Below are 24,533 nucleotides of genomic sequence, written 5' to 3' on the forward strand. Positions count from 1 at the left end.
CGTGAGGCACTACGCTCCGGTTCGTGGCCGATATCCAGATTCCCGCTGACATCAAGCCCGCCGACGGACGCTTCGGCGCCGGTCCTTCCAAGGTGCGGACGGAGGCGCTCGACGCGCTGGCCGCCACCGGTACGTCTCTTCTCGGTACGTCCCACCGCCAGGCCCCGGTCAAGAACCTGGTCGGCGCGGTGCGTCAGGGTGTGCGCGACCTCTTCTCCCTCCCCGAGGGCTACGAGGTCATCCTGGGCAACGGCGGCTCGACCGCCTTCTGGGACATCGCGACGCACGGGCTCATCGAGACGAAGTCCCAGCACCTCAACTTCGGCGAGTTCTCGTCGAAGTTCGCGAAGGCCGCCGCGCTCGCCCCGTGGCTGGCCGACCCGACCGTGATCGCCTCCGACCCCGGCACCCACCCGGACCCGCGGGCCGAGGCGGGCGTCGACGTCTACGCCTTCACGCACAACGAGACCTCGACCGGTGTCGCCGCACCGGTCAAGCGCGTCGCGGGCGCCGACGAGGGCTCCCTGGTCCTGGTGGACGCCACCTCCGGCGCGGGCGGCCTGCCGGTCGACATCACCGAGTCGGACGTCTACTACTTCGCCCCGCAGAAGTCCTTCGCCTCCGACGGCGGTCTCTGGATCGGTGTCTTCTCTCCGGCGGCCCTGGAGCGCGCCGCGCGCATCCACGCGTCGGGCCGTCACATCCCCGAGTTCTTCAGCCTGCCCACGGCGATCGACAACTCCCTGAAGAACCAGACGTACAACACCCCGGCCCTCGCCACGCTCTTCCTCCTGAACGAGCAGCTGAACTGGCTGAACTCCCAGGGCGGCCTGGACTTCTCGGTCCGCCGCACGGCCACCTCGGCGCGGAATCTGTACGGCTGGGCCGAGGACTCCAAGTACGCGACCCCGTTCGTCTCCGACCCGGCGAAGCGCTCGCAGGTCATCGGCACGATCGACTTCGCGGACGAGATCGATGCCTCGGCCGTCGCCAAGGTGCTGCGCACCAACGGCATCGTCGACACCGAGCCGTACCGCAAGCTGGGCCGCAACCAGCTGCGTGTGGCGATGTTCCCGGCGATCGACCCGGCGGACATCCAGGCGCTGACGGCCTGCATCGACTACGTGATCGAGAAGCTGTAACGGGTACGCACACGAGAAGGGCCCCGCGCCGACGTGCGGGGCCCTTCTCGTTCACTCGACCGGGTGGCGGAACGCCGTTCGGGCAGGGGCGGCCGGATCGTCCTACGATGATGGCCTCGACATCATCCCTTCAGGAGGCCCGCAATGTCTGCAGCCGCAGTCGAGCACCCCTGTGACGGTGAGCCGGAATCGCTGCTCGAAACAGCCAACAGCCTCATGGAGCAGCACCCGGGTTACCGCGTCGAGATCATCGGAGGCGTCATCACCGTGGCCCCACCCCCGGACGGCCCGCATGCGGATGCGCTGACCACGCTCATGATTCCCTTCCTGGCCGCAGGCCTCCACGGCGAGGAGACCCGAGTCCTTCAGGGAATCGGCCTGTGGCTCCCCGGCGGCCCCGAGGACTACGCCATCCCCGACCTGGCGGTCGTCGACGCCGATCGCGACGAGCACCTGGTAGAGAACAACTGCTACGACCCCGCCGTCTTCCGCCTCGTGCTGGAGGTCACCTCCAGCAACTACAACAACGACCTGCGCAACAAGGTCGCCGCCTACGCGGAGGCCAAGATCCCGGTCTACGTGATCGTCGACCGCAAGCACGGCCGGGTGCACGTCCTGACCGAGCCCATGGGCGGCGGTTACGACGGCCATCAGGTGTACGCCCCCGGGCAGACGGTCGCGCTGCCCGATTCGATCGGCGCGCCGGTGACGCTCGATGTCGCCGAGCCCATCCGGGCCGGACGTCGCCGTACCTGATCAACCGGCCGCCGCCAGCGCCTTCCTGAGCCGGGTGACGCCCGCCGCCCACTCCTTGTCCCCTGCGTCGTCCCACAGCTCGCGCAGCTCCGAGGATTCGCCCAGCACCGCGTCGAGGGCCTTCACCGCGAGGGGACGCAGGTCCGTCGACAGGGTGGGCAGCGCCTTGTCGGGGCCGTACGCAGTGGTCACCGCCTCTCCCCCCGGGCACTGGGAGCCGACCAGTGCGGCCGCCGCGATCGCTTCCTCGCCCTCGTCGCTGTCCAGGTAGTCCGCCGCGATCGCGATGCCCAGAACCTTGCGGATGACCGCTTCCCGCTCGGTCTCGGGAACGGCATCCAGGCTTCCCGAGAAGTCCGCGGCCGTGTCGTTGTCGAAATGACCGGTGTCCCAGGTGCCCATGAGGTCCCCTCAGCAAATGGCGGTGTCCGCCGGTGGGTTCCAGCGGCGGACACCATCCTCACAGCCACCACTGACAACGAAGGCCGGGTCGGCCGGCCTGCCACACCGCGGCGGCCCGCACACCGGGCCCCCGCCCCCGTTCCCGTCCCAGGAAGACCACGCCCATGACGCCGTCCGCCACCGCCGTCCCGCCGCACGAGTTCAGCCTCACCCGGGCGGTCCGCGCCCTGGAGTCCGGCGAGCTGACCGCGACCGCACTGCTCGCCGACTGCCTCGACCGGATCGACGCCCGCGAGCCGGTGGTCGGGGCCTGGGAGCATCTCGACCGGGACGCCGCCGTACGACGGGCCCGCCTGCTGGACGACGGCCCCCGCCAAGGTCTCCTGCACGGTGTTCCGGTGGGCGTGAAGGACATCATCGACACCGCCGACCAGCCCACCGGCTACGGCTCGCCCCGCCACCGGGGCCACCGCCCCGACCGGGACGCGTGGTGCGTGGCCAGGCTGCGCGCGTCCGGCGCGGTGCTCGTCGGCAAGACGGTGACCACCGAGTTCGCGTACTTCACCCCCGGCCGGACCGCGAACCCGCACGCCCCGCACCACACGCCCGGCGGGTCCTCCAGCGGTTCGGCCGCGGCCGTCGCCGCCCGCATGGTCCCGCTCGCCCTCGGCACCCAGACCGCCGCGTCGACCATCCGCCCGGCCGCGTACTGCGGCACCGCGGGCCATGTCGCCACGCCGGGCGCCTTTCCGCTCACAGGCATCGCCGGCCTCAGCCACACGCTCGACTCGCTCGGCCTGCTGACCCGGACGGTCGAGGACCTCGCCCTGGCCCGCGCCGCCCTGCTCGGCCGCGCCGCGCACAGCCGGGACGCGGTCCTGCCGGACGTCCCGCACCCGGTGGTCCTGATCTGCTCCGGCACGGGCCCCGGCGCGCCGGATCGGACCGCGTACGGTTTCCACCCCACCGACGGGGCCATGGACCGGGCGATGCAGGACACCCGCCTCATGCTCCTCGCCGCCGGGGCCGAGGTGCGTGAGCTGGCGATCGACGCGGACCTCGCCGAGCTCGTGCGGACCCACACCACGGTCATGGCGTACGAGGCCGCCCGCGCCCTCGCCACCGAGTACGACGCGGGCGCCCTGAGCATCACGCACACCACGGACGACACACGCGCCGCATCCGATGCGTACGCGGCAGGGCCCCCCGCCGGTCCCCCCGGCGGGCAGCCCCTCAGCGCCCCTCTCCGCCGGCTCGTCGAGGACGGCCACCGTGTCTCGCGGCTCGACTATCTGGCGGCGCTGGACCACGCGGCCGCACAGCGCCGCCGTCTCCAGGCGCTGTTGGAGTCGGCGGACGCCGTCCTCGCCCCGGCCGCCGCCGGCCCCGCCCCCGCGGGCCTGACCACCACCGGCTCCCCGGTCTTCAGCCGGCCCTGGCAGGTGCTGGGGCTGCCGGCCGTGACAGTCCCGGGCCACCGGGACGCGGACGGACTCCCTCTCGGGGTGCAGTTGATCGGCCGCGTCGGCGGCGACGAGCATCTGCTGGCCGTCGCCCATCGCGTGGAACGCCTGCTGGCCGCTTCGGACAGCTGACCACGGAGCGAGGGCGCGCGCTCAGCCCGCCCCGCCCCGTTCCCAGCGCCGTTCGCCGTCGCACCACGCCTGCGTCGGCACCAGCCCGGCGGCGGCGGCCACGGCGGCGGACGCGGTGTGGTCCGGATGGACATGGGCGACGACGGTCCGCACCGCTCCCGTTCCCGTCAGGCGGGCCACCAGCCCCGCCGCCGCCTCCTTGGCGTATCCCCGCCCCTGCCACCGCGTCCCGACCACCCAGGCGATCTCCGCCTCCGCGTCCCGAGCGTGCACGGTCGCCTGTACGTAACCGGCCAGGCAGCCCTCGTCCCGTACCCGCAGCACCCAGTTCCACCACGCCACCCCGGGATCCGGCGAACCGGCGGTCCAGCGTGCGTAGCGGACCCGCAGTTCACCGGCGCTCTCCGGGGCGCCGCCCGTGTACGTGTGCAGGGCCGGGTCGGCCAGCACGGCCGCCATCTCGTCCGCGCACGCGACCCGCAGGGGCAGGACGTCGAGCCGCTCGGTGGAGAAGGGTTCGGGCCCGCGGTTCGTCATGGCGCCCGATCCTATGCGCACCGGTCGTCCGGCCTGTGTGCGCCGATCGTCGGGAAGTTGCTCAGCGGCTCAGTCGCCAAAACCGGCGCACCGCCGACGGCAGGAACACCGCGGTCAGTGCCATCGGCCACACCACCGCCATCAGCAGGGCGTGTTCCTCGACCCAGGTGCCGCCCCCCGCCACCGGGTTGCCGAAGAGTTCGCGGGTTGCCGTGACGGTCGACGAGATCGGGTTCCAGGCGGCCAGGGTGCCCAGCGGGCCCGGCATCAGGGAGGGGGCGACCAGGGCGCTGGAGATCATCGTGACCGGGAACGCGATCGCGTACAGGCCGCCCGCCGACTCCGCGTTCGGGATCAGGAGCCCCAGCCAGACGCCGACCCAGATCAGGCTGAACCGGAGCAGCAGAAGCAGTCCGAACGCTCCGACGGCGGCGGCCGGGCCGCCGTCCGCCCGCCAGCCGATCGCCAGCGCGGTCGCCGCGAGAACCGTCAACTCGGCGCCGGCGACCAGCAGATCGGCGAGACCGCGTCCGGCTGAGACGGCGGAAGACGCCATCGGCATGGAGCGGAACCGGTCGACGACGCCCTTGCCGACGTCGGTCACCATGGCCATCGCGGTGTTCATGAAACCCATGGCCATGGTCGTGGCGAACATGCCCGGCATCAGGAACTCCCGGTAGTCGCCGCCTCCGGGCACCTTCATGGCACTGCCGAAGACATATCCGTACAGCAGCACGGAAAGGATCGGGAAGCCCAACTGCCATATGATTGCCATCGGTTGGCGCAGGTAGTGGGTGAGGCTGCGCCGGGTGACGTTCCAGCTGTCGGCGAGCGCCCAGTGGAGTCGGCCACGTGCGGGGCCGACCGGGTGCGGAGCGACGGCGGTCATACCACCACCTCCTCTTCGGGCGTCCGGGTACGGTGTCCGGTCAGCGCGAGGAACACATCGTCGAGGCTCGGTCTGCGCAGCCCGATGTCCTCGGCCTCGATGCCTTCGTCCTGGAGGGTGCGCGCGACATCGGTGAGCGCGGCGACGCGGTCGGCGACCCGGGCATGGACGCGGCGGGTCGCTTCGTCGGAGACGACGAAACCGGCGTCGGCGACCCGTTCCACGGCCTTGACGACCGCAAGCAGGTCGGCCGCCTCGGCCGTGACGACCTCGATCCGGTCGCCTCCCACCCGGTTCTTCAGCCCGTCCGGGGTGTCGTCGGCGATGGCCCGGCCCCGGTCCATGACGGTGATGCGCGAGGCGAGGCGGTCGGCCTCGTCCAGGTACTGGGTGGTGAGCACCACCGTCGTACCCTCCGCCACCAACGCCCTTACGCTCTCCCAGACTTCGCCCCGTCCGCGCGGATCGAGCCCGGTCGTCGGCTCGTCCAGGAACAGCACCTGGGGGGCGAGGATCATCGATGCCGCCAGGTCGAGACGGCGTCGCATTCCGCCGCTGTACCCCTTGACCCCCTCGTCGGCGGCGTCGCGCAGATCGAACCGGTCCAGCAGTTCCGCGGCCCGCCGCCGGGCCCGCGGGCCGCCCAGGTGGAAGAGACGCCCGAACATCTCCAGGTTCTGCCGCCCGGTCAGGATCTCGTCGACGGCGGCGTACTGCCCGGTGAGCCCGATCCTGGTGCGTACGAGGCGGGGTTCGCGCAGTACGTCCAGCCCGGCGACCTCGGCCCGCCCGGCGTCGAACCGCAGCAGCGTCGACAGGACGCGTACGGCAGTGGTCTTGCCGGCCCCGTTGGGCCCGAGCAGCCCGTGCACGGTGCCGGGCCGGACGGCCAGATCGAACCCGTCGAGAGCCCTCTTCCGCCCGCCGCCCTTCCGCCCGCCGCGCTCGGGCGCGTACCGCTTCACGACTCCTGCGGCACGTACGGCATATCCGCTCGCACCCATGGCAGAACCCCCTTCTCCACGATGAACTGAGTACGCTGTACCCACATGAGAGTACACCGTACCCAATTCTTGTTCACAGGCTTACGCTGAGCCCATGACGAAGAACGGTTCAGCGAGTGGGGCGGACGGAACGACGGCCGGCAGCGGCGACATCGGGCGCAGCCTGGAACTCCTCTGGGGAACCGGCGACCGGCCCAGCCGCGGCCCCAAACCGGCTCTCACGCTCGGCCGGATCGTCGCCGCCGCCGTGTCGATCGCCGACGCGGAGGGCCTGGACGCCCTCTCGATGCGCCGGCTCTCCACCGATCTGGGCACCGGCACGATGTCGCTCTACCGGTACGTTCCCGGCAAGGCCGAGCTGCTGGACCTGATGCTCGACCACGTCCTGGGCGAACCTCTGGCCGACGCCCCGTCGGACGCCCCGGCCGACTGGCGCGCCGCCCTCGACACCATGGCGCGCACCTACCTGGAACAGTTGAGCCGCCACCCCTGGCTGCTCAAGATCAACCAGGCGCGTACGGTCCTCGGCCCCAGCGCCCTGCGGGGTCTCGAACTGGCCCTCGCCCACATCAGGGGCATGGGTCTGACCGACCAGGAGCTGATCTCGACGATCATCACGGTCAACAGCTTCGTGGAGGGCATCGCCCGCACCCGGCTCCAGACCACCGAGGCCGTGCAGCAGACCGGGCTGAGCAATGACGCCTTCTGGGAGGACCAGCGCCCCTACCTGGAGCGGGCCATGAGGAGCGGCGACTATCCGCTGATGGCGGCGCTCTCCGAGGACGCGTTCAGCTACGACGCCGACCACTTCGCGTTCGGCCTGCAACGGCTGCTCGACGGCTTCGACGTGCTCGTCGAGCGGCGCGCCGGGGGCTGACACGGGGCCGGGCCGCACACGCGGGAGGCCGGCCGTCGGTCAGCCGCGGCCACGGCGCCGTTTCATGAGGACGAGCGCTCCCACGGCGGCGAGCACCAGCGCTCCGACCAGGGTGCCGCCCTTCGTCCCGCCGCCGCTCCCGCCGGCGGCGGACGACGACGCACCGCCGCCCTTCGACGGCGACGTGCCCCCGCCGCCTCCGTCGCTCCGCACGTCCACCCGCACCACATCGCTCCGCTCCCCCTCCGAGCCGAACATCAGCGCCGAGCCGTCCGCCGTGTACGTCACCGACTCGGCCTGCCGCTGGAGCGGCGCCCGGACCGCGTGGTCGGCCCCGAGCCTGCCGTTCCCGAAGGCGTAGGCACGGGCGCTGAAGTACGAGCGCAGCACCAGCTCCTTGCCGTCCGGCGAGAAGGCGCCGTCCGTCACCCACGGCACCTCCCCCACGCGCCGGAAGACGTTGGTGGCACCCGTGGTGAGCTTCGCGGGGCCCTCGTACAGCCCGCCGCCGTCCTCGTTCTTCGACGCGATGTAGACGCGCCCGGTCGCGGGGTGGACCATCAGCGCCTCGGCGTTGCGCGGACCGTCGGCGTACTTCACATCGAACTGCGTGGCGCGGACCGTGGCGTCCTTGAGCTGCTTCGGCTCCGGGAAGCGGTAGATCCAGACGTGGTCCCAGCTGCCGTTCAGGTTGTCGCCGATGTCACCGACGTACAGATTGCCGTCGGGCCCCAGCGAGATGGCCTCCACGTCGCGCGGCCGGCCCACCCCCCGCATGGTGATCGTCGCGACGGTCTTCCCGGTGCGGGAGTCGACGGCGTAGACGTACGGCCCGTCGTCGCTGTCGTTGTGCGTCCAGTAGACGCCGGGGTGGGTGCGGCTGGCCGCGAGGCCGCTGGACTCGGTGATCCTGGGGTCCTCGATCGTGAAGCTCCGGTCGGCTCCGTCTCCGGCCGTCGCGGGAGCCGCCCCCGCGAGGAGAAGCAGCGCGGCGGCTCCGGACACAGTCAGGTACGAACGCATGGACCCAAGTGTCCATCGTCACGTCGCAGGCCGCAGGAGTGATCCGCGATGATGACGCCATGCGTTTCACGTTTGTCGGCGATTCCATGACGATCGGCCGCGCCGGCGACTTCACCTGGCGCTACCGGATGTGGCAACACCTGGATTCCGTCCTCGGCACCCCGTTCGAGATCGTCGGCCCGCGCAGCGAGCTGTACGACACCGGAACGAACACTCCCGTCTCGTACGCGTACGGCGCACCGGACTTCCCGGTCGGGGCCCGTGCCCATCTGGCCGGCTGGGGCGAGGGCTGGCTGCACATGGCCCCGGTGATCGCCGACACCGTCACCGAGCACCGCACGGACGTCCTGCTCGTCTCGCTCGGCCTGATAGACCTCGGGTTCTATACGGACAGTGGCCGAACCGCCCTGAACGCAAGGGCGTTCATCGCTGCGGCCCGCACCGCGAACCCGCACGTCAAAATGGTGCTGCTGCCGGTGATACCGAACATACGGGCCGAGTCGGACGCGCCGTTCGCCGCCGAGTGCGACCGCTTCAACGAACTCCTCGCGAAGGCCGTCGCCGACCTCGACGATCCGATGTCCCCGATCCTGCTGGCCTCCCGTCCGCCGGGGTACGACATCCACCGGGACACGTACGACGGGACGCACCCCGGTCCCACCGGCGAACACAGGCTGGCGGGGGCGTTCGCCGACGCGATGCACCAGGCATGGGGCCTGGGTGGCCCGTACACGGCCCTCCCGTAGGGCCTGTCCGTCGCCCCCGCGCCTCGCCGCCGGTGTCTCACCGCCCCGAGGGCCGGGCCCGGACGTGCATCCGCTCGCCCTGCCGACCGAACGCCCCGCGTGCTCCGCTTCCTCGTCCATGCCGCCCTCATTCGCCGCCCGCGTCTGCCGTCCCGGCAACGGGGGCGTGTCAGGACGGCAGGATCATGGCCAGCGAGAGCCGGGTCAGCTCATCGGTCAGCCACTCGGCGTTGACCTGGCGGGGGCGGCGGCCGTGGTGGGCCATGAGCTCGTCCACCGAGTGGTTCAGCACGGTGACGGTCACGTGGTGGTCGCTCGGTACCGCCTCGCCGCGGCGCACGGCGCGCTCGGCCTCGGAGGTCAGGAACTCGATCCACATGGCCCGCCAGGTCCCGAGGTGGTTGTCCACCTCCCGGCTGACGCCCAGCACCTCGACGAAGGCCACCCTGGCCGCGCACGGGTCCTCGGTGACCGCCTTCACATAGGCGTCGAAGAGCAGCCGGACCCGTTCCGCCGTCGGGCAGTCCTCCATGCCCTCGGCCATCAGGGCGTTCTCGGCGGCGCGCAGCCCGTGGGTCGCCACCTCGTCGTAGATCGCCATCAGGAGCACCTCCCGCGAGACGAACTCCTGCTGGAAGATGTGGACGGGCACCTTCGCCTGCTCGCACAGGTCTTCGATGCTCGTGTGCGCGTACCCGTACGCAGCGAACAACTGGCGTCCGGCCCGCAGGAGTCGGTCCCGCGCCCCCGGCCCCTCCACGGCCTGTCCGGCCGCCCTGCTCCGCTGGTTCGCCACGACACCCACCATCGGTCCTCCTTCGTCGTCCGTACCGCCGCCCCCACTCTCCACGCTCCGCGCCACCGGTGGGGTCTCCGCCACGCCCTCGACCACGCGCAGGACAACACCTCGGTCAAGTCCGATTGCCCATCGAACCGTTGCTGCTACGGTCTGAATTTTGGACTCCGGGAGGCACCCGGGCCGCTGCCCGCAGCTGAGCGGTGGCTCCTGACCGGTACACGGACACGACACGGAAACCACCGGAGAAACACCCCCGGCGGCCCCCGAACCGCCCTCTTCACGCCCCCTCACGGGCGACGGCGCGCCCGAAGAGGCCGGGCACGAGGAGGCGTTGCCTCGCCATTCACCCGGGGCCGCCTTGCACCCACGGGAGACCTCGGCCGACACCTCGCGAACCGGTTGCACCGCCTTGCGGATCTACGATTTCCCCTCCTGGCAAGGGGATCCGCGTGGACCGGAACATACGTACGGTGGATGACGTGCTCAACCTCCTGGACAGCCTTTTCACCCGGGAGGCCGACCGGTTGACGGCGGACGGGGCCTCGTGGTGGGACAGCTTCTGCGCGGACCGGACGAAGCCCGTTCCGTTCTTCGTGGCGAAGCCCGACGAGAACCTCGTCTCGTACGTCGAACGCGGCCTGATCGCCCCGGGACGCGCCCTGGACCTGGGCTGCGGTCCGGGCCGCAACGCCCTCCATCTCGCCGCCCTGGGCTTCGAGGTCGACGCGGTGGACCTGTCCCCGGCGGCCCTCGCGTGGGCCGGGGACCGCGCCCGCGAGGCGGGGGGCAAACATCCGGTTCCACCGCGGCGACGCCTTCGCGCTCGCGGCGACCGAGCTGAGCGGCCCGTACGACCTCGTCTACGACTCCGGCTGCTTCCACCATCTGCCGCCGCACCGCCGCATCAGCTACCTCGCCCTCCTGGACAGGTCCCTGGCCCCCGGCGGCCACTTCGCCCTCACCTGCTTCGCGGCCGGCGAGACGGGCACGGGCTCCGAACTCCCCGACGCCTCCTTCTACGACCGGACCGACAGCCTCCACGGCGGCCTCGCCTGCACGCCCCAGTCGCTGCGCCGGATCTTCGGCGACCTGACGGAGCTCGAACTCCGCCGCATGCGCGACGAACCGCCCGAGTCCCCGTACTTCGGCGAGCCGTTCCTCTGGACGGCCCTGTTCCGCGGTGACGGTGGGCGCCGTGGCCCGGCCGCCGGGACGGGCAGCGGCCGGCCCCCGGCGGCATGAAGTCCCCCGGACGCCGCACGGCCGGTGAAGCGCGGGCTTCACCGGCCGTGGTGTTCCCGGGGACGGGAGAGGCGGACGGGACGTGCCCGGCCGCGGACCGTCAGGCCCGGGTGGTGCAGATCGTGTTGTACGGGCGGCCCGGACTCGGGAACAGTTCCAGGGGCTCGTCGGTCCCGGACGGGCATTCGGCCTTCGTCTTGGTCAGGGCGAGCACCTTGGCCACACCGCTGCCCCCGCTGCCGCAGGCGACCTCCTTGGCCTGGTCGTCCACGCAGTCGCCCTTCACCAACTGACCGCCGCCCGCTCCCGGGTCACCGGGGTGGTCGCCGGAGAGGTTGCGTCCGCAGATGGTCTTGCTGGGGATGCCGGCACTGGCGTCGCCGGAGCCGAAGGAGACCTTCACCGAGATGATCGCGTCCGTCCCGGGCGGGCACTGGATGGAATCGGAGAAGATGGCACCGTCCTTGATTTCGAGGGCCTTGATCGTCGCCTTGGAGTCGTCGCAGCCCATGGCCTGGTAGGCGTCCTTCGACTCACCGCTGTCGGGCCCGGCGCAGTCTCCGACCTTCCAGTCCTTGGCCACGTGGCTCCCGCCGCCGGACGACTGGCTGCAGGCGGTGGCGGCCCCCAGGACGAGCGCGAGGGCGAGGACCGCCTTCGCACAGTCCGGAAGAGCCCTGCGAGAGCCGCGCCGCGACGAGGAATCCGTGCTCCGGCTGCCGCCCAGGGACCGCGTGCTGCCGTTGACGCTCATGCTGCTCCTTGAGTGTGTGCATGTGGGTGTGGCGCGCACGTCAGGACGACAGGACCGAGCGCCGCGGTTCCCGGGACGGGCAGTCCGTCCGGTCACGGTCCCGCACAGGTCGCTGAGCAGCGAACTCCCTTTACAGGCAGGCGTCTTGGTGCCTCAGTGGCGGCCGGGCGGCACGGTGAAAGCGACGTCCGCGGCGTGAGCGACGACCTCGTTCCCGCTGCCGAGGGCCCATTCGGCGACCCGTGAGACCACGGCGGCCGGAACCGCGTCACTGATGCCGGGTGCCGCCGGGATGTCGTGCGTCGCGTGGGCGTCGTGCGGCATGACGACCCGGTACCCCAGCGCCAGGGCGGTACGGGCCGTCGCCTGGACACACATCTCGGACATCACACCGCAGATGGCGAGTGCGCGTATCCCCGAGTCGGTCAACAGGCCCCCCAGCGCGGTCCCGTCGAAGCCGTCGTCCTCGGTCTTGCGGATCACGACCTCGGTGGGACCGGCCTCGACCGGATGATGGAGCTCCCAGCCCGGCGTATGCGCCTCATCACCCGCCCCCGGCGCCCCGTCGTTCTGGATGTGGACGACGAGCGCCCCGCTCCTGCGCGCCCGTGCGATCAGGTCCGCCGTCCGGTCCACGAGCCGGGCCGCCTCCGGAACAGCCCTGTCGCCGGAGACCGCGGCCGACTGGACGTCCACGACGAGCAGGGCCTCCACGGGCACACCAAGATGGGTCATCGCGCCATCATGTCCGCCCGTGGCACCCGACTCCACATGATTTTCCGGCGTGGAGGGCCGGTCAGCGGGCGAGGCGGCCCAGCAGTGAACCGGCGGCCACGATGCCCACCAGTGCCGCGAAGGCGAGGACCGCGAGGTCGAGGCCGAGGTGCGCCTGGGTGCCGATGAGCAGCCCGCGCAGGGCGTCGACCTCGTAGCTCAGCGGGTTCACCCTGCTGACGGCCTGGAGCCAGCCGGGCATCAGGGCGACCGGGTAGAGCGCGTTGGACGCGAAGAACAGCGGCATGGTGATGGCCTGGCCGATGCCCATCAAGCGGTCACGGGTCAGGACGATCCCGGCTATCGACACCGACAGGCAGGAGAAGAACGCCGAGGCGAGCACGACGACCACGACCACACCCAGCAGCCGCAACGGGTTCCAGGTCATGCCGACACCGATCAGTGCGGCGATCACGATGACGACCGCGGCCTGGATCACCGCCTTCACCCCGGCGGCGAAGGCCTTGCCCGTCACCAGGGCGGTGCGGGGCGTGGGGGTGACCATGAGTTTGGTGAGGACGCCGGAATCCCGCTCCCAGATGATCATGATCCCGTAGAAGATCGCGATGAACATGGCGGACTGGGCGATGATGCCGGGCGCGAGGAAGTCGAGATAGGGGACGCCGCCGGTCGGGATGGCGTGGATACGGGAGAACGTCACGCCGAAGATCAGCAGCCAGAGGGCGGGCTGGACGGCGCGGGTGTAGATCTCGGTGCGGTCGTGGCGCAGCTTCTGCATTTCCACGACGCACATCGCGATGACGCGCGCGGGCACGACGCGCCAGCCGGTGCGGGGCGGTGGCGGGGTCAGCAGCAACGCGAAGCGCTGTTCCGGAGGGCCGGACTCAGCCGAGGCGGGATGCGGTGCGACGGGTACGGCGGACATCTCGGAACGCTCCCTTCCCTTCGTCGGAACCGGAGCCGGAACCGGGGTCGTCCAGTCCGCGCCCGGAGTGGTACCGGAAGACGTCCTCCAGGGACGGCGGCGGCAGGCCCGTCCCGTCGGAGTCCCGGCGGTGGACGACGAGTTCCTTCTTCAGCTCGGCAGGGGTGCCGAGCGCGCGCAGCCGGCCGAGGTGCATCAGCGCGAGCCGGTCGCAGCGCTGGTCGGCCTCGTCCATGGAGTGCGTGGTGACCAGCACGGTCATGCCCGTGCCGATCCGTATCTCGGTGATGCGGTCCCAGACGCTGTCCCGCGCGATCGGGTCCAGGCCGATGGTGGGCTCGTCCAGGATCATCAGCCGGGGCGCGCTGACCAGGGCCTGCGCGAGTTCGAGGCGGCGGACCATGCCGCCGGAGTACGTGGCGACGAGCCGGTGCGCGACCTCGCCGAGGCCGACCGCGTCCAGGGCCTGGGAGACCCGCGCGGCACGCCGACGGCGGGGCACGTCGAAGACGCGGGCGAAGAGCTGGACGTTCTCCCGGCCGGTGAGGCTCGCATCGGCGGACAGCTGCTGCGGCACGTAACCGAGCAGACGCCGCACCGCCATCCTGTGCCGGGCCGCGTCCTGGCCGAACACCTCGATGACGCCGGGCGGTACGGGCAGCAGTGTGGTGATCGCGCGCAGGGTGGTGGTCTTGCCCGCGCCGTTGGGCCCGAGGAGGCCGAACACCTCCCCCGGGCGGACCAGCAGATCCAGGCCGTCGACGGCCTTCGCGTCGCCGAAGCTGTAGCTCAGCCCGGTGCAGTTGAGGGCGGGCGTGGTCTCCGTGGTCACGCGATCTCATCTCCTTCGCGCAGCGAGTCGGCGAGTCTGCGCAGGGCCGGGAGCGCGGCGGTCAGTGCCGCCCGGTCGGCCGCGTCCAGTCCGGCCAGGTGTTCGCGGAAGAGCGCCTCGCGGCGGGCGTGCCAGTCGCGCAGCCTCCCGGTCCCCGCGGGGGTCGGGTACAGCAGCGCGGCGCGTCCGTCGCCGGGGTCCTTCTCCCTGCGCAGCAGTCCTTCGGCGACGAGGTGGTTCACCAGGGTGCTGACCGAGTTGGCCGCGAGACAGAGTTGGCGCGCGGCCGTCGAGACCCGGAGGCCGGGCTCGGCGGCCACCAGCCGCAGCAGCTCGGCGTGCGCCCCTCGCACCCGGGGGACGCTCAGACCGCTCCACAGGCGTCGCCGGGCGAGCCTCTGGATGCGGGGCAGGAGTCCGGCGAGCTCATCGGGGAGATCACCCGCCGCCATCTGCCCATTTTAGCTCCGTATACGAGCTAATGTCCCCATGTGGAGCGGTCCGGACGGAGGAGCGGTCCGCCCCTCCGTCCGACCGCCCGGAACCGTGGGCTCACCCCTCCGTGAACCGCCCCCCGCACCGGCTGCAGAACACCGGCTCGGGGTCCTGCGAGAGCCGGCCGCACCCAGGGCGGACCCGGTCCAGCATGCAGGGCGCCTCGCCGCCCTCGTACGCCGCCGGGGACGCGGCCCGGGACGGCGCCGCGGACTTGATCATCAGGCCGGGGCGGCGACGGTGGACGGTCACGTACGCCAGCCCCTCCGGCCCCGCGACGAGCGCGCGGCGCGAGGTACGGGGCAGCCGGACGACCGCGGTCGGGGTCAGGTCCGTCACGTCGCCCCCGGCCACGACCCGGCCGCTTCCCGCGACGACGACGAGCAGGACGTCCAGGACGTCCTCCTGATGCTCACCGACCTCGGCGCCCGCCGGAAGGCGTACGAGGTTGGCGTCCAACTCGCGCCCGCTCTCGGCCAGTTACCACAAGGCGCCGCGCTGCTCGGCGGACACGGTGGCGAGCAGATCATTCAGTACGGCCAGTGCCCGGGGTGCGGAATTCACAGCGCTCAGGCTACGCCCGCCCTACTCTGGCCCCTTTGCCCGCCGAGTCGAAGGAGCCGCCGCGCCATGGACCGCGAGCCCGACGAGAAGTACCCGCCGATCGAACCGTACGAGCACGGCATGCTCGATGTCGGGGAAGGCAACCTCGTGTACTGGGAGGTGTGCGGCAATCCGCGCGGCAGGCCCGCGCTCGTCGTGCACGGCGGTCCGGGGTCGGGGTGCACCGACCGGTCCCGGCGGTACTTCGACCCGGACCGCTACCGCGTCGTCCTCTTCGACCAGCGGGGTTGCGGCCGTTCCACCCCGCACGCGAGCGACCCCGCCACCGACATGCGGTTCAACACGACCGACCGGCTGATCGCCGACATGGAGCGGCTGCGCGACCACCTCGGGATCGGCAATTGGCTGCTGTACGGCGGGTCCTGGGGTTCGACACTGATCCTCGCGTACGCCGAGCAGTACCCGGAGCGGGTCTCGCAGATCGTGATCCCGGCGGTCACGACGACCCGGCGCAGCGAGATCGACTGGCTGTACCGGGGCGCCGGGCGGATCTTCCCCGAGGCGTGGGACCTGTTCCGGGTCGGCGTGCCGGAGGCCCGGAGCGATGCCACGGCGGACATCCTCGCCGCGTACGCCCGGCGGATGGAGAGCCCCGACGCCGGTGTACGGGAGAGGGCGACCACCGACTGGTGCGCCTGGGAGGACGCGGTGCTCTCCCAGGAGACGAACACCGGACCGCCGCCGTACAGCGGGCGCCCCGGCCGGGCCCGGCAGGCACTGGTGCGGATCTGCTCGCACTACTTCTCGCACGGCGCCTGGCTGGAGGAGGAGCAGTTGATCCGGGACGCGGGGCGGCTGGCGGGAATTCCGGGTGTGCTGGTGCACGGGCGGTTCGACCTGGGCGGGCCACTGATCACCGCATGGGAACTGGCGAAGGCGTGGCCGGACGCGGAACTGACCGTGATCGACGGTTCGGGGCATCTGGGCGGCCCGGCGACGAGCCGGGCGGTGCTGGCGGCTCTGGACCGGTTCGCGCACCAGCCCCCGCCGGACCGTTTCTGACGCACGGCGTACAGGAACCGGTGGCGGAGACGGGGCGCCACCGGTCTGTGGAGGGGCATCGGCGCACCGGCAACCGGCCCGACGTACGAAAGCAGTGGCAACCGGCCCGATGGGACTCGGCCGGATCCCGGCTCCCGGCGCTCCCCGGACGGGCCCCGTGCCACCCGCGTAGACACGGCGGTTTCCGGACATGGCAAGCTGTGTCTTCGCTGTATGCGCGCGACGGCACTCGTACCCCCCACTGGTCTTGTGACGACCGGTGCTGTCGCCTGACGCAGCGCGTGACGAAACGACCGTCCAAAACGATCCCTGGGGTACGACTTGAGATCGAAGAAGAGAATCTGGATCACGGCTGCCGTGGCCACGTCCGCCGTGGCGGGTGTCCTGGTCTTCGAGGGAGTGACGGGCAATCCCTCGACGGACTCGGACGCCAAGTCCGGACCGGCCAGGACCGATGTGCGCGCGACCGCGCTGAAGGTCGACGGCGACGGCACCACCGCCGTGCTCGGCAAGCGGGACACCAAGCCCTTCAGCATGCTGGGTGTCACCTGGACCGACCCGGCGGCCAAGGTCGCGGGAGCCGTGGAGGTACGGACCCGGTCCGCCGCCGACGGGAAGTGGACGTCGTGGCTGCCGCTCGAAACCGACGTCGACGGGCGCGCGGAGACCGGCCGGTCCGGCGTGCGAGGGAGCACCGAGCCGCGCTGGGTCGGCCCGTCCAACGGTGTCGAGGTACGGATCAACGCGGGGGGCAAGGTCTCCACGAAGCTGCCCGCCGGGCTGCGGCTGGACACCGTGGACCCGGGGCGGACCGGCACCCTGGACGCGGAACCCGCCGCCTTCGCCGCCGACCTCCCCGAGGACGCCCCCTCGACCGATCCGACCGACGACCCCTCGGACCCGGTCACGCCCGAGCCGCCCGCGCCGCCCGCGCCCGGCGAGGCCACACAACCGCCCGTCGAGGTCCCGCCGACCGACCCTGCGTCACCGTCCCCGTCCGCCCCGGCCACGGACGCCACGACTCCCCCGGCGAGCCCGACCCCTTCTCCGTCGGGCAGTTCGTCCCCGGCCGAGACCCTGCCGCCCGCGCCGCCGTCGACCGTGCCGAAGCCGCCCATCACCCCGCGCGCGGGCTGGGGCGCCGACGAGTCGATCAGCCCGGAGGCCCCGGAGTACACGGACACCGTCAAGGCCGTCTTCGTGCACCACACCGCCGGGACCAACAACTACACGTGCGCCGAATCCGCGGCCGTCGTGCGCAGCGTGTACGCGTACCACGTCCAGAGCGAGAAGTGGAAGGACATCGGCTACAACTTCCTGGTCGACAAGTGCGGCACGATCTTCGAGGGACGTAAGGGCGGCGTGGACCGGCCGGTCTTCGGCGCGCACACCTACGGCTTCAACCGGCAGACGGCCGGCATCGCGGTCCTCGGCACGTACACGGACTCGGCCGCCCCGAACGCGGTGACCACCTCGGTGGCCCGGCTCGCCGCGTGGAAGCTCGGCCAGTACAAGGGCGACCCGGCGGGCAGCACCATGCTCACCGCGGGCGCCACCGGCGGCAACCTCGCCGGCGCCAGGTTCATCGCCGGTACGCAGTACTCCTTCAAGCAGATCTCCGGCCACCGCGACGGCTTCGCGACCGAGTGCCCCGGCACCAAGCTGTACGGACAGCTGCCCGCGATCCGCGGCCTCGCCGCGGGACCCGTCACCGGACTGGCCATCAAGTCGGTGACCGGCGCCGGGCTCTCGGGCACGACGTACTACACCAGGTCCGCGGTCACCGTGGGCTGGTCGGCGACCACCCCGAGCGCGTTCGTCTCCAAGTACGAACTGCTGGTCGACGGCAAGTCCGTCGCCACCACGGCGGGCACCGCCACCTCGGCCAAGGCCACGCTGGCCGTCGGCACCCACAAGGTGGAGGTCCGCGCCACCCACCAATCGGGCAAGGTCAGCACGTCCGCGGCGGCCACCGTGGTCGCCGACCAGACGGCGCCCGCCTTCACCACCAAGCCCGGCCTGGCCCTGCGCACCGGCACGGTGAACACCACGGCCGTCCCGGTCACCCTGAAGTGGAAGGCCACCGACGCCGCCTCGCTCAAGGAGGTCAGGCTCACCGCCCCGGTCGCCAAGACCTACGGGCCGACGACCACCAGCGCCTCGCACACCGCGAAGTCGGGGGCGGCGACCAGCTGGGCCATGACCGCGTACGACCAGGCGGGCAACACCGGCACCGCGTCCGTCTCCGGCACACCGGTCATCGTCCAGGAGAGCTCGGCGACGAAGACCGGCACCTGGACGACGAAGTCCTCGTCCAGCTACCTCGGCGGCAAGTCGTACTCCAGCTCGTCCAAGAACGCGAGCCTGAGCTGGACGTTCACCGGCCGCTCGGTCGCCCTGGTCGTCTCCAGGGCCGCCACCTCCGGCCAGGTGTACGTCTATGTGGACGGCGCGAAGGTGTCCACGGTGGACCTGAAGTCCAGTACCACCAAGTACCGCGACGCCCTGTGGACGCAGAACTGGACCAGCAGCGCCAAGCACACCGTCAAGATCGTCGTCGTGGCCACGTCGGGCCGGCCGACGGTCACCACCGACGGGATCGTGTACCTGAAGTGACCGCCTGACGCGTTCGGTCGCACCTTCGCATGACGCTCCTGCCCCCGGTACTCCTCCGCCGGGGGCAGGACGCGTTCGGGGTCGCCCTTGCTTCGAGCGGACTCGAAGGCGTTGGCTTGGTGCCCATGAAGTACACGCAGCTCGGACGCACCGGACTCAAGGTCAGCCGCCTCGTCCTCGGCACCATGAACTTCGGCCCGCAGACCGACGAGGTGGACAGCCACGCCATCATGGACGCGGCGCTGGACACGGGTCTGAATTTCTTCGACACCGCGAATGTCTATGGCTGGGGCGAGAACAAGGGCCGTACCGAGGAGATCATCGGCACCTGGTTCGCCCAGGGCGGCGAACGCCGCGACAAGGTGGTCCTGGCCACCAAGATGTACGGGAACATGGGCACCGACGGCGAGGCCTGGCCCAACCACGACAAGCTCTCCGCCGTGAACATCCGGCGCTCGGTCGAGGCGTCGCTGAAGCGGCTCCAGACGGACTACATCGATCTGTACCAGTTCCACCACGTCGACCGGAACACCCCCTTCGAGGAGATCTGGCAGGCGATCGACGTCCTGGTGCAGCAGGGCAAGATCCTCTACGCGGGCTCGTCGAACTTCGCCGGCTACAAGATCGCCCAGGCCAATGAACTGGCGGCCCGGCGAGGCTCGCTGGGCCTGGTCAGCGAGCAGTGCATCTACAACCTGATCGAGCGCCGCGCCGAGATGGAGGTCGTCCCGGCCGCCCAGGAGTACGGCCTCGGGGTCATCCCGTGGTCCCCGCTGCACGGCGGTCTGCTGGGCGGTGTGCTGAAGAAGGAGCGCGAGGGCACGGCGGGGCGCTCGGTCTCCGGCCGCAGCGCGGACGCGCTGCGGGACTCGGCGCAGCGCGAGAAGATCCAGGCGTACGAGGACCTGCTCGACAAGCACGGCCTGGAGCCGGGCGAGGTCGGTCTGGCCTGGCTGCTCTCCCGGCCGGGGGTCACGGGGCCGATCGTCGGGCCGCGCAACCAGGAGCAGTTGGACTCGGCGCTGCGGGCCCTGGATCTCGACCTCTCGGCGGAGCTGCTGGCCGCGCTGGACGAGATCTTCCCGGGGCCGGGACCGTCGCCGGAGGCGTTCGCCTGGTGAGGGCGGTCTGACGGACTGTCCGTCCGGCATGCACGGGCCGCCGTTGCCCCGTCCCCGTTCGGGGGCGAGGGCGACGGCGGCCCGTTGTGTGTCCGACGACGCGGCGAGGTGCCGTAGCCGTCGTCGTGCGCCCGCCAGGGATTACGGGACAGCCCTCAGGCGTCGAGTTCCTTGAGCGTCTCCCCGAGCCAGCCCAGCTCCGTCTCGCTGGTCGCGCGGGCGATCCGCAACAGCCCCCGCCTGAACGGGTCCTCGAACGCCTCGGCGCCGAGCGGTCGCTCGCCCTCGTAGAAGAAGCTGCTCGGCTCCTCCAGGAACGCGAGCCTGCGCCGCAGCACCTCCGCCTGCTCGGCCCGGGACTCCAGATGGCGCAGGAAGGCGAGGACCGTGAACCAGCGGTTCTCGTCGCTGATCTCCACGTCGTCGGCCTCGCGCAGCCGGCGCCGCAGCTCCTCGCGTCCCCGCTCGGTCGGGGTCAGGGTGTGGCGGGGGGCGGCCCTGCTGCCCGGCTCGGTCCGGCGCTCCAGCCATCCGGCTCGCTCCAGGCGCTTGATCGCCGGATACAGCGTGCCGTCCGCGATGGGGCGGACGTGTCCGGTGAGGTGGGCGACCCGACGCTTCAGCTCGTACCCGTGCAGCGGCTGCTCGTACAGAAATCCCAGGATGGCCAGTTCCAGCATGTGGGTATCATCCCCGATGACGTTATACCTCGATGCCGATATATAGTTGCTCCGATGCTTTACGCACGGTGCGGACAGGAGGAGGAGACATGCAGGACGCTCAGGTGACGGCCGACGGCGCGCGCATCCGGTGGGTGGAACTGCCCGGCCGCCCCGGCACGTCCCGTACCCGGGTCTATCTGCACGGACTGGGGGCCTCGTCCGGTCCCTACTTCACCCTGAGCGCCACCCATCCCCTGCTGGCCGACAGCCGCTCGCTGCTCATGGACCTGCTCGGCTTCGGCATCAGTGACCGCCCCACGGGGTTCGGCTACACGCTCGAAGACCACGCCGACGCGGTGGCGGCGGCCCTGGAGGCGGCCGGCGCGCACGACGCGGACGTGATCGCGCACAGCATGGGCGGCGCGGTGGCCATCGTGCTCGCGGCACGCCACCCGCACCTGGTGGCCCGGCTGGTGCTGGTCGACGCCAATCTGGATCCGGCTGCCCCCGACCCCGCGCGGCCGGGCAGCAGTGGCATCGCCGCCTGCACGGAGGAGGAGTTCCTGACCGGCGGCCTGGAGGAGGTGCGCGACCGGGTGGGGCCCCACTGGTGGGCGACCATGCGCCTCGCGGGGCCCGAGGCGCTGCACCGCACCGCGGTGCATCTCGCCCGCGGAACGACGCCGACGATGCGCGAGCTCCTGCTGGACCTGGAGATCCCGCGTACGTATCTGCGGCCGCTGGACGACGGGCCGCTGCCCGGCGAGGACACGCTGATCCAGCACGGGGTGCGGGTCGTGGCGATCCCGGAGTGCGGGCACAACATCATGCTGGACAACCCGGAGGCGTTCGCCGAGGCGACCGCGTCGGCCCTCACCAGGCCGTAGGCCGAGGGGCGCCCGGTCGGACGCGGCGGGCTCGGGCCCGCTCCCCTGCACCCGGACGAGGAGGGCGTACGCCTTCTGGACCCGAACGAGAGGCGCGTACGCCCTCACCGTCCATCCGCACGCCGCCCCTACACGTCACTGTCCGACGGCGGCAGCCACGGCGACGACGACGAACATCAGCACGAGCACGGCCGCCATGATGCGGTTTCTGGTCTTCGGATCCACCCTTCGAGCGTAACCGCCGCTCTCAGTGGCCCAACGACCAGGATGCGATCGTCTCGTACCGCGGCTGCTCCCCCGGCACCCCGGCGACCGGCAGGTTGCTGCGTACGAGGGCCAGCTCGCCGACCTCCCACGGGGTGCCCTCGAAGTCTCCGAGAGCCTCGACGAAGGGGCGCAGGTCGGCCTCGGTGCGGCTGCGGGCGAGGGTGAGGTGCGCGCTGTAGCGGCGGTGCTCCTCCATCGGGATGCCGGCGCGGCGGGCGGCGGCGCCGGCCCGCTCGGCCAGGAGCCGCAACGTGTCGGTCCCACCCGCGGCCCCCGCCCACAGCGCCCGCCCGTCGAATCGCCCGGCGCCGTGGATGCGCAGCGGGAAGGGCTCGGTACGGTGGGCCGCCCGTCCGAGACGCTCGTCCAGCTCGGGCAGCAGTTCCTCGTCCACGGACCCGAGAAACGCGAGCGTGAAGTGCCAGCCGGGCGTACCGGTCCAGCGCAGTTTCCCGGCACCGGGGAGCCCGCGCAACGGGTCGACGGCACTGCGCAGTTCCTGGACAGCCTGGTCGGGCGGCACAACGGCGACAAAGAGTCTGAGACGGCTCATGGGCCGAGTGTCGCACCGTGAGGGCATGTCCCGGGCTCCGTACGTAACGTTGGACCGGGCGACCGTCCGCGCCTGCGGCAGCGGGGAGGAGCGCCACGGTGACCGTCGTAGCGAGCGACAGGATCGGTCCCGGCCATCTCAACGGATTCGCGGCGGACGTGCTGGCACTGAAGGAGGATGCCCCGAAGGACAGCAAGGGGAATTGGCTGTCCGAGGGTGTGGAGTTCGTGGCCGAGGTGATCTCGAAGGGCACCGCGGCGGCGAACGACTACGGGCCGAAGAAGGACGCGTACGCCGCGGCAGGCGTTCCTGTCCATCTGATCGCCGACCCGTACAGCGGCGCGTGTCACGTCTTCCGGAGCGCCGCGAACGGCGTGTACGGATCCAAGCCGACCGTGCTGTTCGGCGCGGATATCGACCTCACCGACACTCCGGTGGGCCCGGTCCTCCACACCGGTGAGTTCCCCCGCGACTGACCGCGCCCCGGCACATGGCACGGCCCCGACCGGTACCCACCCGGTCGGGGCCGTGCCGTGTGCCGCACGGGCGGTCCTCAGGCCGCCGTGGCCAGCTCCTCGCGCGGGACGAACCGCACATGGGGGCGGCCCGGCCGGAGGTCGACCTGGAGCCGGAGGCCACCGACGCGGGCCAGCATGAAGCCGACACCGAGCGCGGCCACCAGCGAGAACGCACCGCCGACGATCATGCCCGTACGGACCCCGTAGGCGTCGCTGATCCAGCCGACGATCGGGGCGCCCACCGGCGTACCGCCGGCGAAGACCATCATGTACAGGCTCATGACCCGGCCGCGCATCGCCGGGTCGGCGGCCATCTGGACGCTCGTGTTCGCGCTGATGTTGGTCGTCAGGCCGATCATGCCGATCGGGACCAGCAGGATCGCGAAGAGCCAGACGGACGGCGACAGGGCCGCGATGATCTCCAGCAGACCGAACACCGTGCCCGCGGCCACCAGCATCCGCAGCCGCGAGGAACGGCGGCGGGCGGCGAGCAGGGCGCCCGCGAGGGAGCCGGCCGCCATGAGGATGTTGAAGAACGAGTACATCCCGGCGCCGCCGTGGAAGATCTCGTCCGCGAAGGCCGTGAGCCAGATCGGGAAGTTGAACCCGAACGTGCCGACGAAGCCGACCAGGACGATCGGCCAGATCAGCTCGGGGCGGCCGGAGACGTAGCGCAGGCCCTCGCGCAGCTGGCCCTTGGCGCGCGGCACGACGACGGACTTGTGCAGCTCGCTCGTCCGCATCAGCATCAGGCCGACGAGCGGGGCCGCGAAGGACAGGCCGTTGAACATGAAGGCCCAGCCGCTGCCGACCGTGGTGATCAGGACACCGGCGACGGCCGGGCCGATGAGCCGGGCGGACTGGAAGTTCGCCGAGTTGAGGCTGACCGCGTTCCGCAGCTGGGCGGGGCCGACCATCTCGGAGACGAACGACTGACGGGCCGGGTTGTCGACGACCGTCACCATGCCGAGCAGGAACGCGATGAGGTAGACGTGCCACACCTGGACGACGCCTGAGAGCGTGAGCACCGCGAGGGCGATCCCGCACAGGCCGAGTGCCGCCTGGCTGACAAGAAGAAGCTTCCGCTTCGGGAGACGGTCGGCGATGACGCCGCCGTACAGGCCGAAGAGAAGCATCGGAAGGAACTGGAGGGCCGTGGTGATGCCGACGGCGGCGGCGGACCCGGTGAGGCTGAGGACCAGCCAGTCCTGCGTGATGCGGGACATCCAGGTACCGGTGTTGGAGATCACGGCGCCCGTCGCGAACAGGCGGTAGTTACGGATCTTCAGCGACGAGAAGGTCCCGCCGGTCGTGCTCTCGTGGGTGGAAGTCGGTGCGGGGGCGGAGTCTGCTCCGGATCCCGTACTCAAAAGGGTTCGCCTCCTCGGGCATATACGTTTCGCTGACTGACGGGATGCGACGGTGCGGACGGGGGCCCGCCGTGCCCCGCCGCCCCCCCCCCCCGCCACGGGGGGGGGCGTCGGCACCACCGGGCGCCGCCCGGGCCCCCGCGCCCCCCCCGACCCCGCC

At 71.5% G+C, this 24,533-nt stretch carries 25 protein-coding genes and 1 pseudogene; 11 read left to right on the top strand and 15 right to left on the bottom strand.

What is annotated here, in order from left to right; all coding sequences use genetic code 11:
• Positions 1-23: 23 nt before the first annotated feature.
• Together serC and ACIOHC_RS08330 are read left to right on the top strand one after the other, a co-directional pair.
• Complete coding sequence (gene serC / locus ACIOHC_RS08325) at positions 24-1,142, top strand: phosphoserine transaminase (protein ID WP_351072397.1); 1,119 nt, start codon at positions 24-26, stop codon at positions 1,140-1,142.
• Positions 1,143-1,286: 144 nt separating this feature from the next.
• Entirely contained in the window at positions 1,287-1,898 is a 612-nt protein-coding gene (locus ACIOHC_RS08330; RefSeq protein ID WP_401841984.1) for a Uma2 family endonuclease, read from the top strand.
• Here ACIOHC_RS08330 and ACIOHC_RS08335 read toward each other — a convergent pair whose 3' ends face one another.
• Complete coding sequence (locus tag ACIOHC_RS08335) at positions 1,899-2,300, bottom strand: DUF4259 domain-containing protein (RefSeq protein ID WP_365691172.1); 402 nt, start codon at positions 2,298-2,300, stop codon at positions 1,899-1,901.
• Between the two features lie 164 nt (positions 2,301-2,464).
• Between ACIOHC_RS08335 and ACIOHC_RS08340 the strand changes: the two genes are divergently transcribed.
• Positions 2,465-3,895: an amidase gene (locus tag ACIOHC_RS08340; RefSeq protein WP_351072391.1), complete on the top strand. Its 1,431-nt coding sequence runs from the start codon at positions 2,465-2,467 to the stop codon at positions 3,893-3,895.
• 21 nt (positions 3,896-3,916) lie between these two features.
• Here the strand turns inward: ACIOHC_RS08340 and ACIOHC_RS08345 are convergent, their stop codons facing one another.
• The 3 genes from ACIOHC_RS08345 to ACIOHC_RS08355 all read right to left on the bottom strand — a co-directional run bounded on the left by ACIOHC_RS08345 (position 3,917) and on the right by ACIOHC_RS08355 (position 6,325).
• The gene (locus ACIOHC_RS08345) at positions 3,917-4,432 is read right to left on the bottom strand and encodes a GNAT family N-acetyltransferase (protein ID WP_351072389.1); all 516 of its coding nucleotides are present in this window, start codon (positions 4,430-4,432) and stop codon (positions 3,917-3,919) included.
• A 61-nt stretch (positions 4,433-4,493) separates the two neighbouring features.
• Positions 4,494-5,321 (bottom strand): ABC transporter permease, encoded by an 828-nt coding sequence (locus ACIOHC_RS08350; protein WP_351072387.1) that lies wholly within the window; start codon positions 5,319-5,321, stop codon positions 4,494-4,496.
• Positions 5,318-6,325 carry an ATP-binding cassette domain-containing protein gene (locus ACIOHC_RS08355; RefSeq protein WP_401841988.1) on the bottom strand — a complete coding sequence of 336 codons (1,008 nt, stop codon included), beginning with the start codon at positions 6,323-6,325 and terminating at the stop codon, positions 5,318-5,320. Before ACIOHC_RS08355 ends, ACIOHC_RS08350 begins: the two co-directional genes overlap by 4 nt.
• 94 nt (positions 6,326-6,419) lie before the next feature.
• Here ACIOHC_RS08355 and ACIOHC_RS08360 point away from each other — a divergent pair, with 94 nt between their 5' ends.
• Positions 6,420-7,202, top strand: a complete 783-nt coding sequence (locus tag ACIOHC_RS08360) for a TetR/AcrR family transcriptional regulator (protein WP_365691175.1) — start codon at positions 6,420-6,422, stop codon at positions 7,200-7,202.
• A 39-nt stretch (positions 7,203-7,241) separates the two neighbouring features.
• On the opposite strand, the gene ACIOHC_RS08365 is transcribed toward ACIOHC_RS08360, so the two are convergent.
• Positions 7,242-8,225, bottom strand: a complete 984-nt coding sequence (locus tag ACIOHC_RS08365) for a WD40 repeat domain-containing protein (RefSeq protein WP_351072381.1) — start codon at positions 8,223-8,225, stop codon at positions 7,242-7,244.
• 59 nt (positions 8,226-8,284) lie between these two features.
• Here ACIOHC_RS08365 and ACIOHC_RS08370 point away from each other — a divergent pair, with 59 nt between their 5' ends.
• A complete protein-coding gene (locus ACIOHC_RS08370; protein ID WP_351072379.1) occupies positions 8,285-8,971 on the top strand; it encodes a GDSL-type esterase/lipase family protein in 687 nt (228 codons plus the stop codon).
• Positions 8,972-9,140: 169 nt separating this feature from the next.
• On the opposite strand, the gene ACIOHC_RS08375 is transcribed toward ACIOHC_RS08370, so the two are convergent.
• Positions 9,141-9,779: a TetR family transcriptional regulator gene (locus ACIOHC_RS08375; RefSeq protein ID WP_351072377.1), complete on the bottom strand. Its 639-nt coding sequence runs from the start codon at positions 9,777-9,779 to the stop codon at positions 9,141-9,143.
• A gap of 440 nt (positions 9,780-10,219) precedes the next feature.
• On the opposite strand from ACIOHC_RS08375, the pseudogene ACIOHC_RS08380 reads away from it, so the two are divergent.
• Positions 10,220-11,012: pseudogene (locus ACIOHC_RS08380) on the top strand (class I SAM-dependent methyltransferase).
• Positions 11,013-11,112: 100 nt separating this feature from the next.
• On the opposite strand, the gene ACIOHC_RS08385 reads toward ACIOHC_RS08380, so the two are convergent.
• From ACIOHC_RS08385 to ACIOHC_RS08410, 6 genes are all read right to left on the bottom strand, one after another.
• Positions 11,113-11,766 (bottom strand): hypothetical protein, encoded by a 654-nt coding sequence (locus ACIOHC_RS08385; protein ID WP_351072375.1) that lies wholly within the window; start codon positions 11,764-11,766, stop codon positions 11,113-11,115.
• A 153-nt stretch (positions 11,767-11,919) separates the two neighbouring features.
• The gene (locus ACIOHC_RS08390; RefSeq protein ID WP_365691177.1) at positions 11,920-12,501 is read right to left on the bottom strand and encodes an isochorismatase family protein; all 582 of its coding nucleotides are present in this window, start codon (positions 12,499-12,501) and stop codon (positions 11,920-11,922) included.
• 61 nt (positions 12,502-12,562) lie between these two features.
• Complete coding sequence (locus ACIOHC_RS08395; RefSeq protein WP_351072372.1) at positions 12,563-13,426, bottom strand: ABC transporter permease; 864 nt, start codon at positions 13,424-13,426, stop codon at positions 12,563-12,565.
• A complete protein-coding gene (locus ACIOHC_RS08400) occupies positions 13,386-14,258 on the bottom strand; it encodes an ATP-binding cassette domain-containing protein (protein WP_351072370.1) in 873 nt (290 codons plus the stop codon). Before ACIOHC_RS08400 ends, ACIOHC_RS08395 begins: the two co-directional genes overlap by 41 nt.
• On the bottom strand, positions 14,255-14,710 hold the full coding sequence (locus tag ACIOHC_RS08405) for a MarR family transcriptional regulator (protein ID WP_351072368.1): 456 nt from the start codon (positions 14,708-14,710) through the stop codon (positions 14,255-14,257). The genes ACIOHC_RS08400 and ACIOHC_RS08405 overlap by 4 nt, the downstream gene beginning before the upstream one ends.
• 100 nt (positions 14,711-14,810) lie before the next feature.
• Complete coding sequence (locus ACIOHC_RS08410) at positions 14,811-15,233, bottom strand: hypothetical protein (RefSeq protein ID WP_351072815.1); 423 nt, start codon at positions 15,231-15,233, stop codon at positions 14,811-14,813.
• 150 nt (positions 15,234-15,383) lie between these two features.
• Between ACIOHC_RS08410 and pip the strand changes: the two genes are divergently transcribed.
• The 3 genes from pip (at position 15,384) to ACIOHC_RS08425 (ending at position 20,116) form a co-directional block, all read left to right on the top strand.
• Positions 15,384-16,379 (top strand): prolyl aminopeptidase, encoded by a 996-nt coding sequence (gene pip / locus ACIOHC_RS08415; protein WP_401841996.1) that lies wholly within the window; start codon positions 15,384-15,386, stop codon positions 16,377-16,379.
• A gap of 321 nt (positions 16,380-16,700) precedes the next feature.
• Positions 16,701-18,995: an N-acetylmuramoyl-L-alanine amidase gene (locus ACIOHC_RS08420; RefSeq protein WP_401841999.1), complete on the top strand. Its 2,295-nt coding sequence runs from the start codon at positions 16,701-16,703 to the stop codon at positions 18,993-18,995.
• A gap of 125 nt (positions 18,996-19,120) precedes the next feature.
• Positions 19,121-20,116 (top strand): aldo/keto reductase, encoded by a 996-nt coding sequence (locus ACIOHC_RS08425; RefSeq protein WP_401842002.1) that lies wholly within the window; start codon positions 19,121-19,123, stop codon positions 20,114-20,116.
• Between the two features lie 155 nt (positions 20,117-20,271).
• Here ACIOHC_RS08425 and ACIOHC_RS08430 read toward each other — a convergent pair whose 3' ends face one another.
• Positions 20,272-20,796: a PadR family transcriptional regulator gene (locus tag ACIOHC_RS08430; protein ID WP_351072361.1), complete on the bottom strand. Its 525-nt coding sequence runs from the start codon at positions 20,794-20,796 to the stop codon at positions 20,272-20,274.
• Positions 20,797-20,885: 89 nt separating this feature from the next.
• On the opposite strand from ACIOHC_RS08430, the gene ACIOHC_RS08435 reads away from it, so the two are divergent.
• Positions 20,886-21,665: an alpha/beta fold hydrolase gene (locus ACIOHC_RS08435; RefSeq protein ID WP_401842006.1), complete on the top strand. Its 780-nt coding sequence runs from the start codon at positions 20,886-20,888 to the stop codon at positions 21,663-21,665.
• A gap of 247 nt (positions 21,666-21,912) precedes the next feature.
• On the opposite strand, the gene thpR is transcribed toward ACIOHC_RS08435, so the two are convergent.
• Entirely contained in the window at positions 21,913-22,485 is a 573-nt protein-coding gene (gene thpR, locus ACIOHC_RS08440; RefSeq protein WP_351072358.1) for an RNA 2',3'-cyclic phosphodiesterase, read from the bottom strand.
• A gap of 98 nt (positions 22,486-22,583) precedes the next feature.
• Between thpR and ACIOHC_RS08445 the strand changes: the two genes are divergently transcribed.
• Entirely contained in the window at positions 22,584-22,961 is a 378-nt protein-coding gene (locus ACIOHC_RS08445) for a Uma2 family endonuclease (RefSeq protein ID WP_351072356.1), read from the top strand.
• Positions 22,962-23,038: 77 nt separating this feature from the next.
• On the opposite strand, the gene ACIOHC_RS08450 is transcribed toward ACIOHC_RS08445, so the two are convergent.
• Positions 23,039-24,373, bottom strand: a complete 1,335-nt coding sequence (locus ACIOHC_RS08450) for an MFS transporter (protein WP_351072355.1) — start codon at positions 24,371-24,373, stop codon at positions 23,039-23,041.
• Between the last annotated feature and the right edge of the window lie 160 nt (positions 24,374-24,533).

It is taken from the genome of Streptomyces sp. NPDC088252, from assembly GCF_044740965.1.
Lineage (GTDB): Bacteria > Actinomycetota > Actinomycetes > Streptomycetales > Streptomycetaceae > Streptomyces.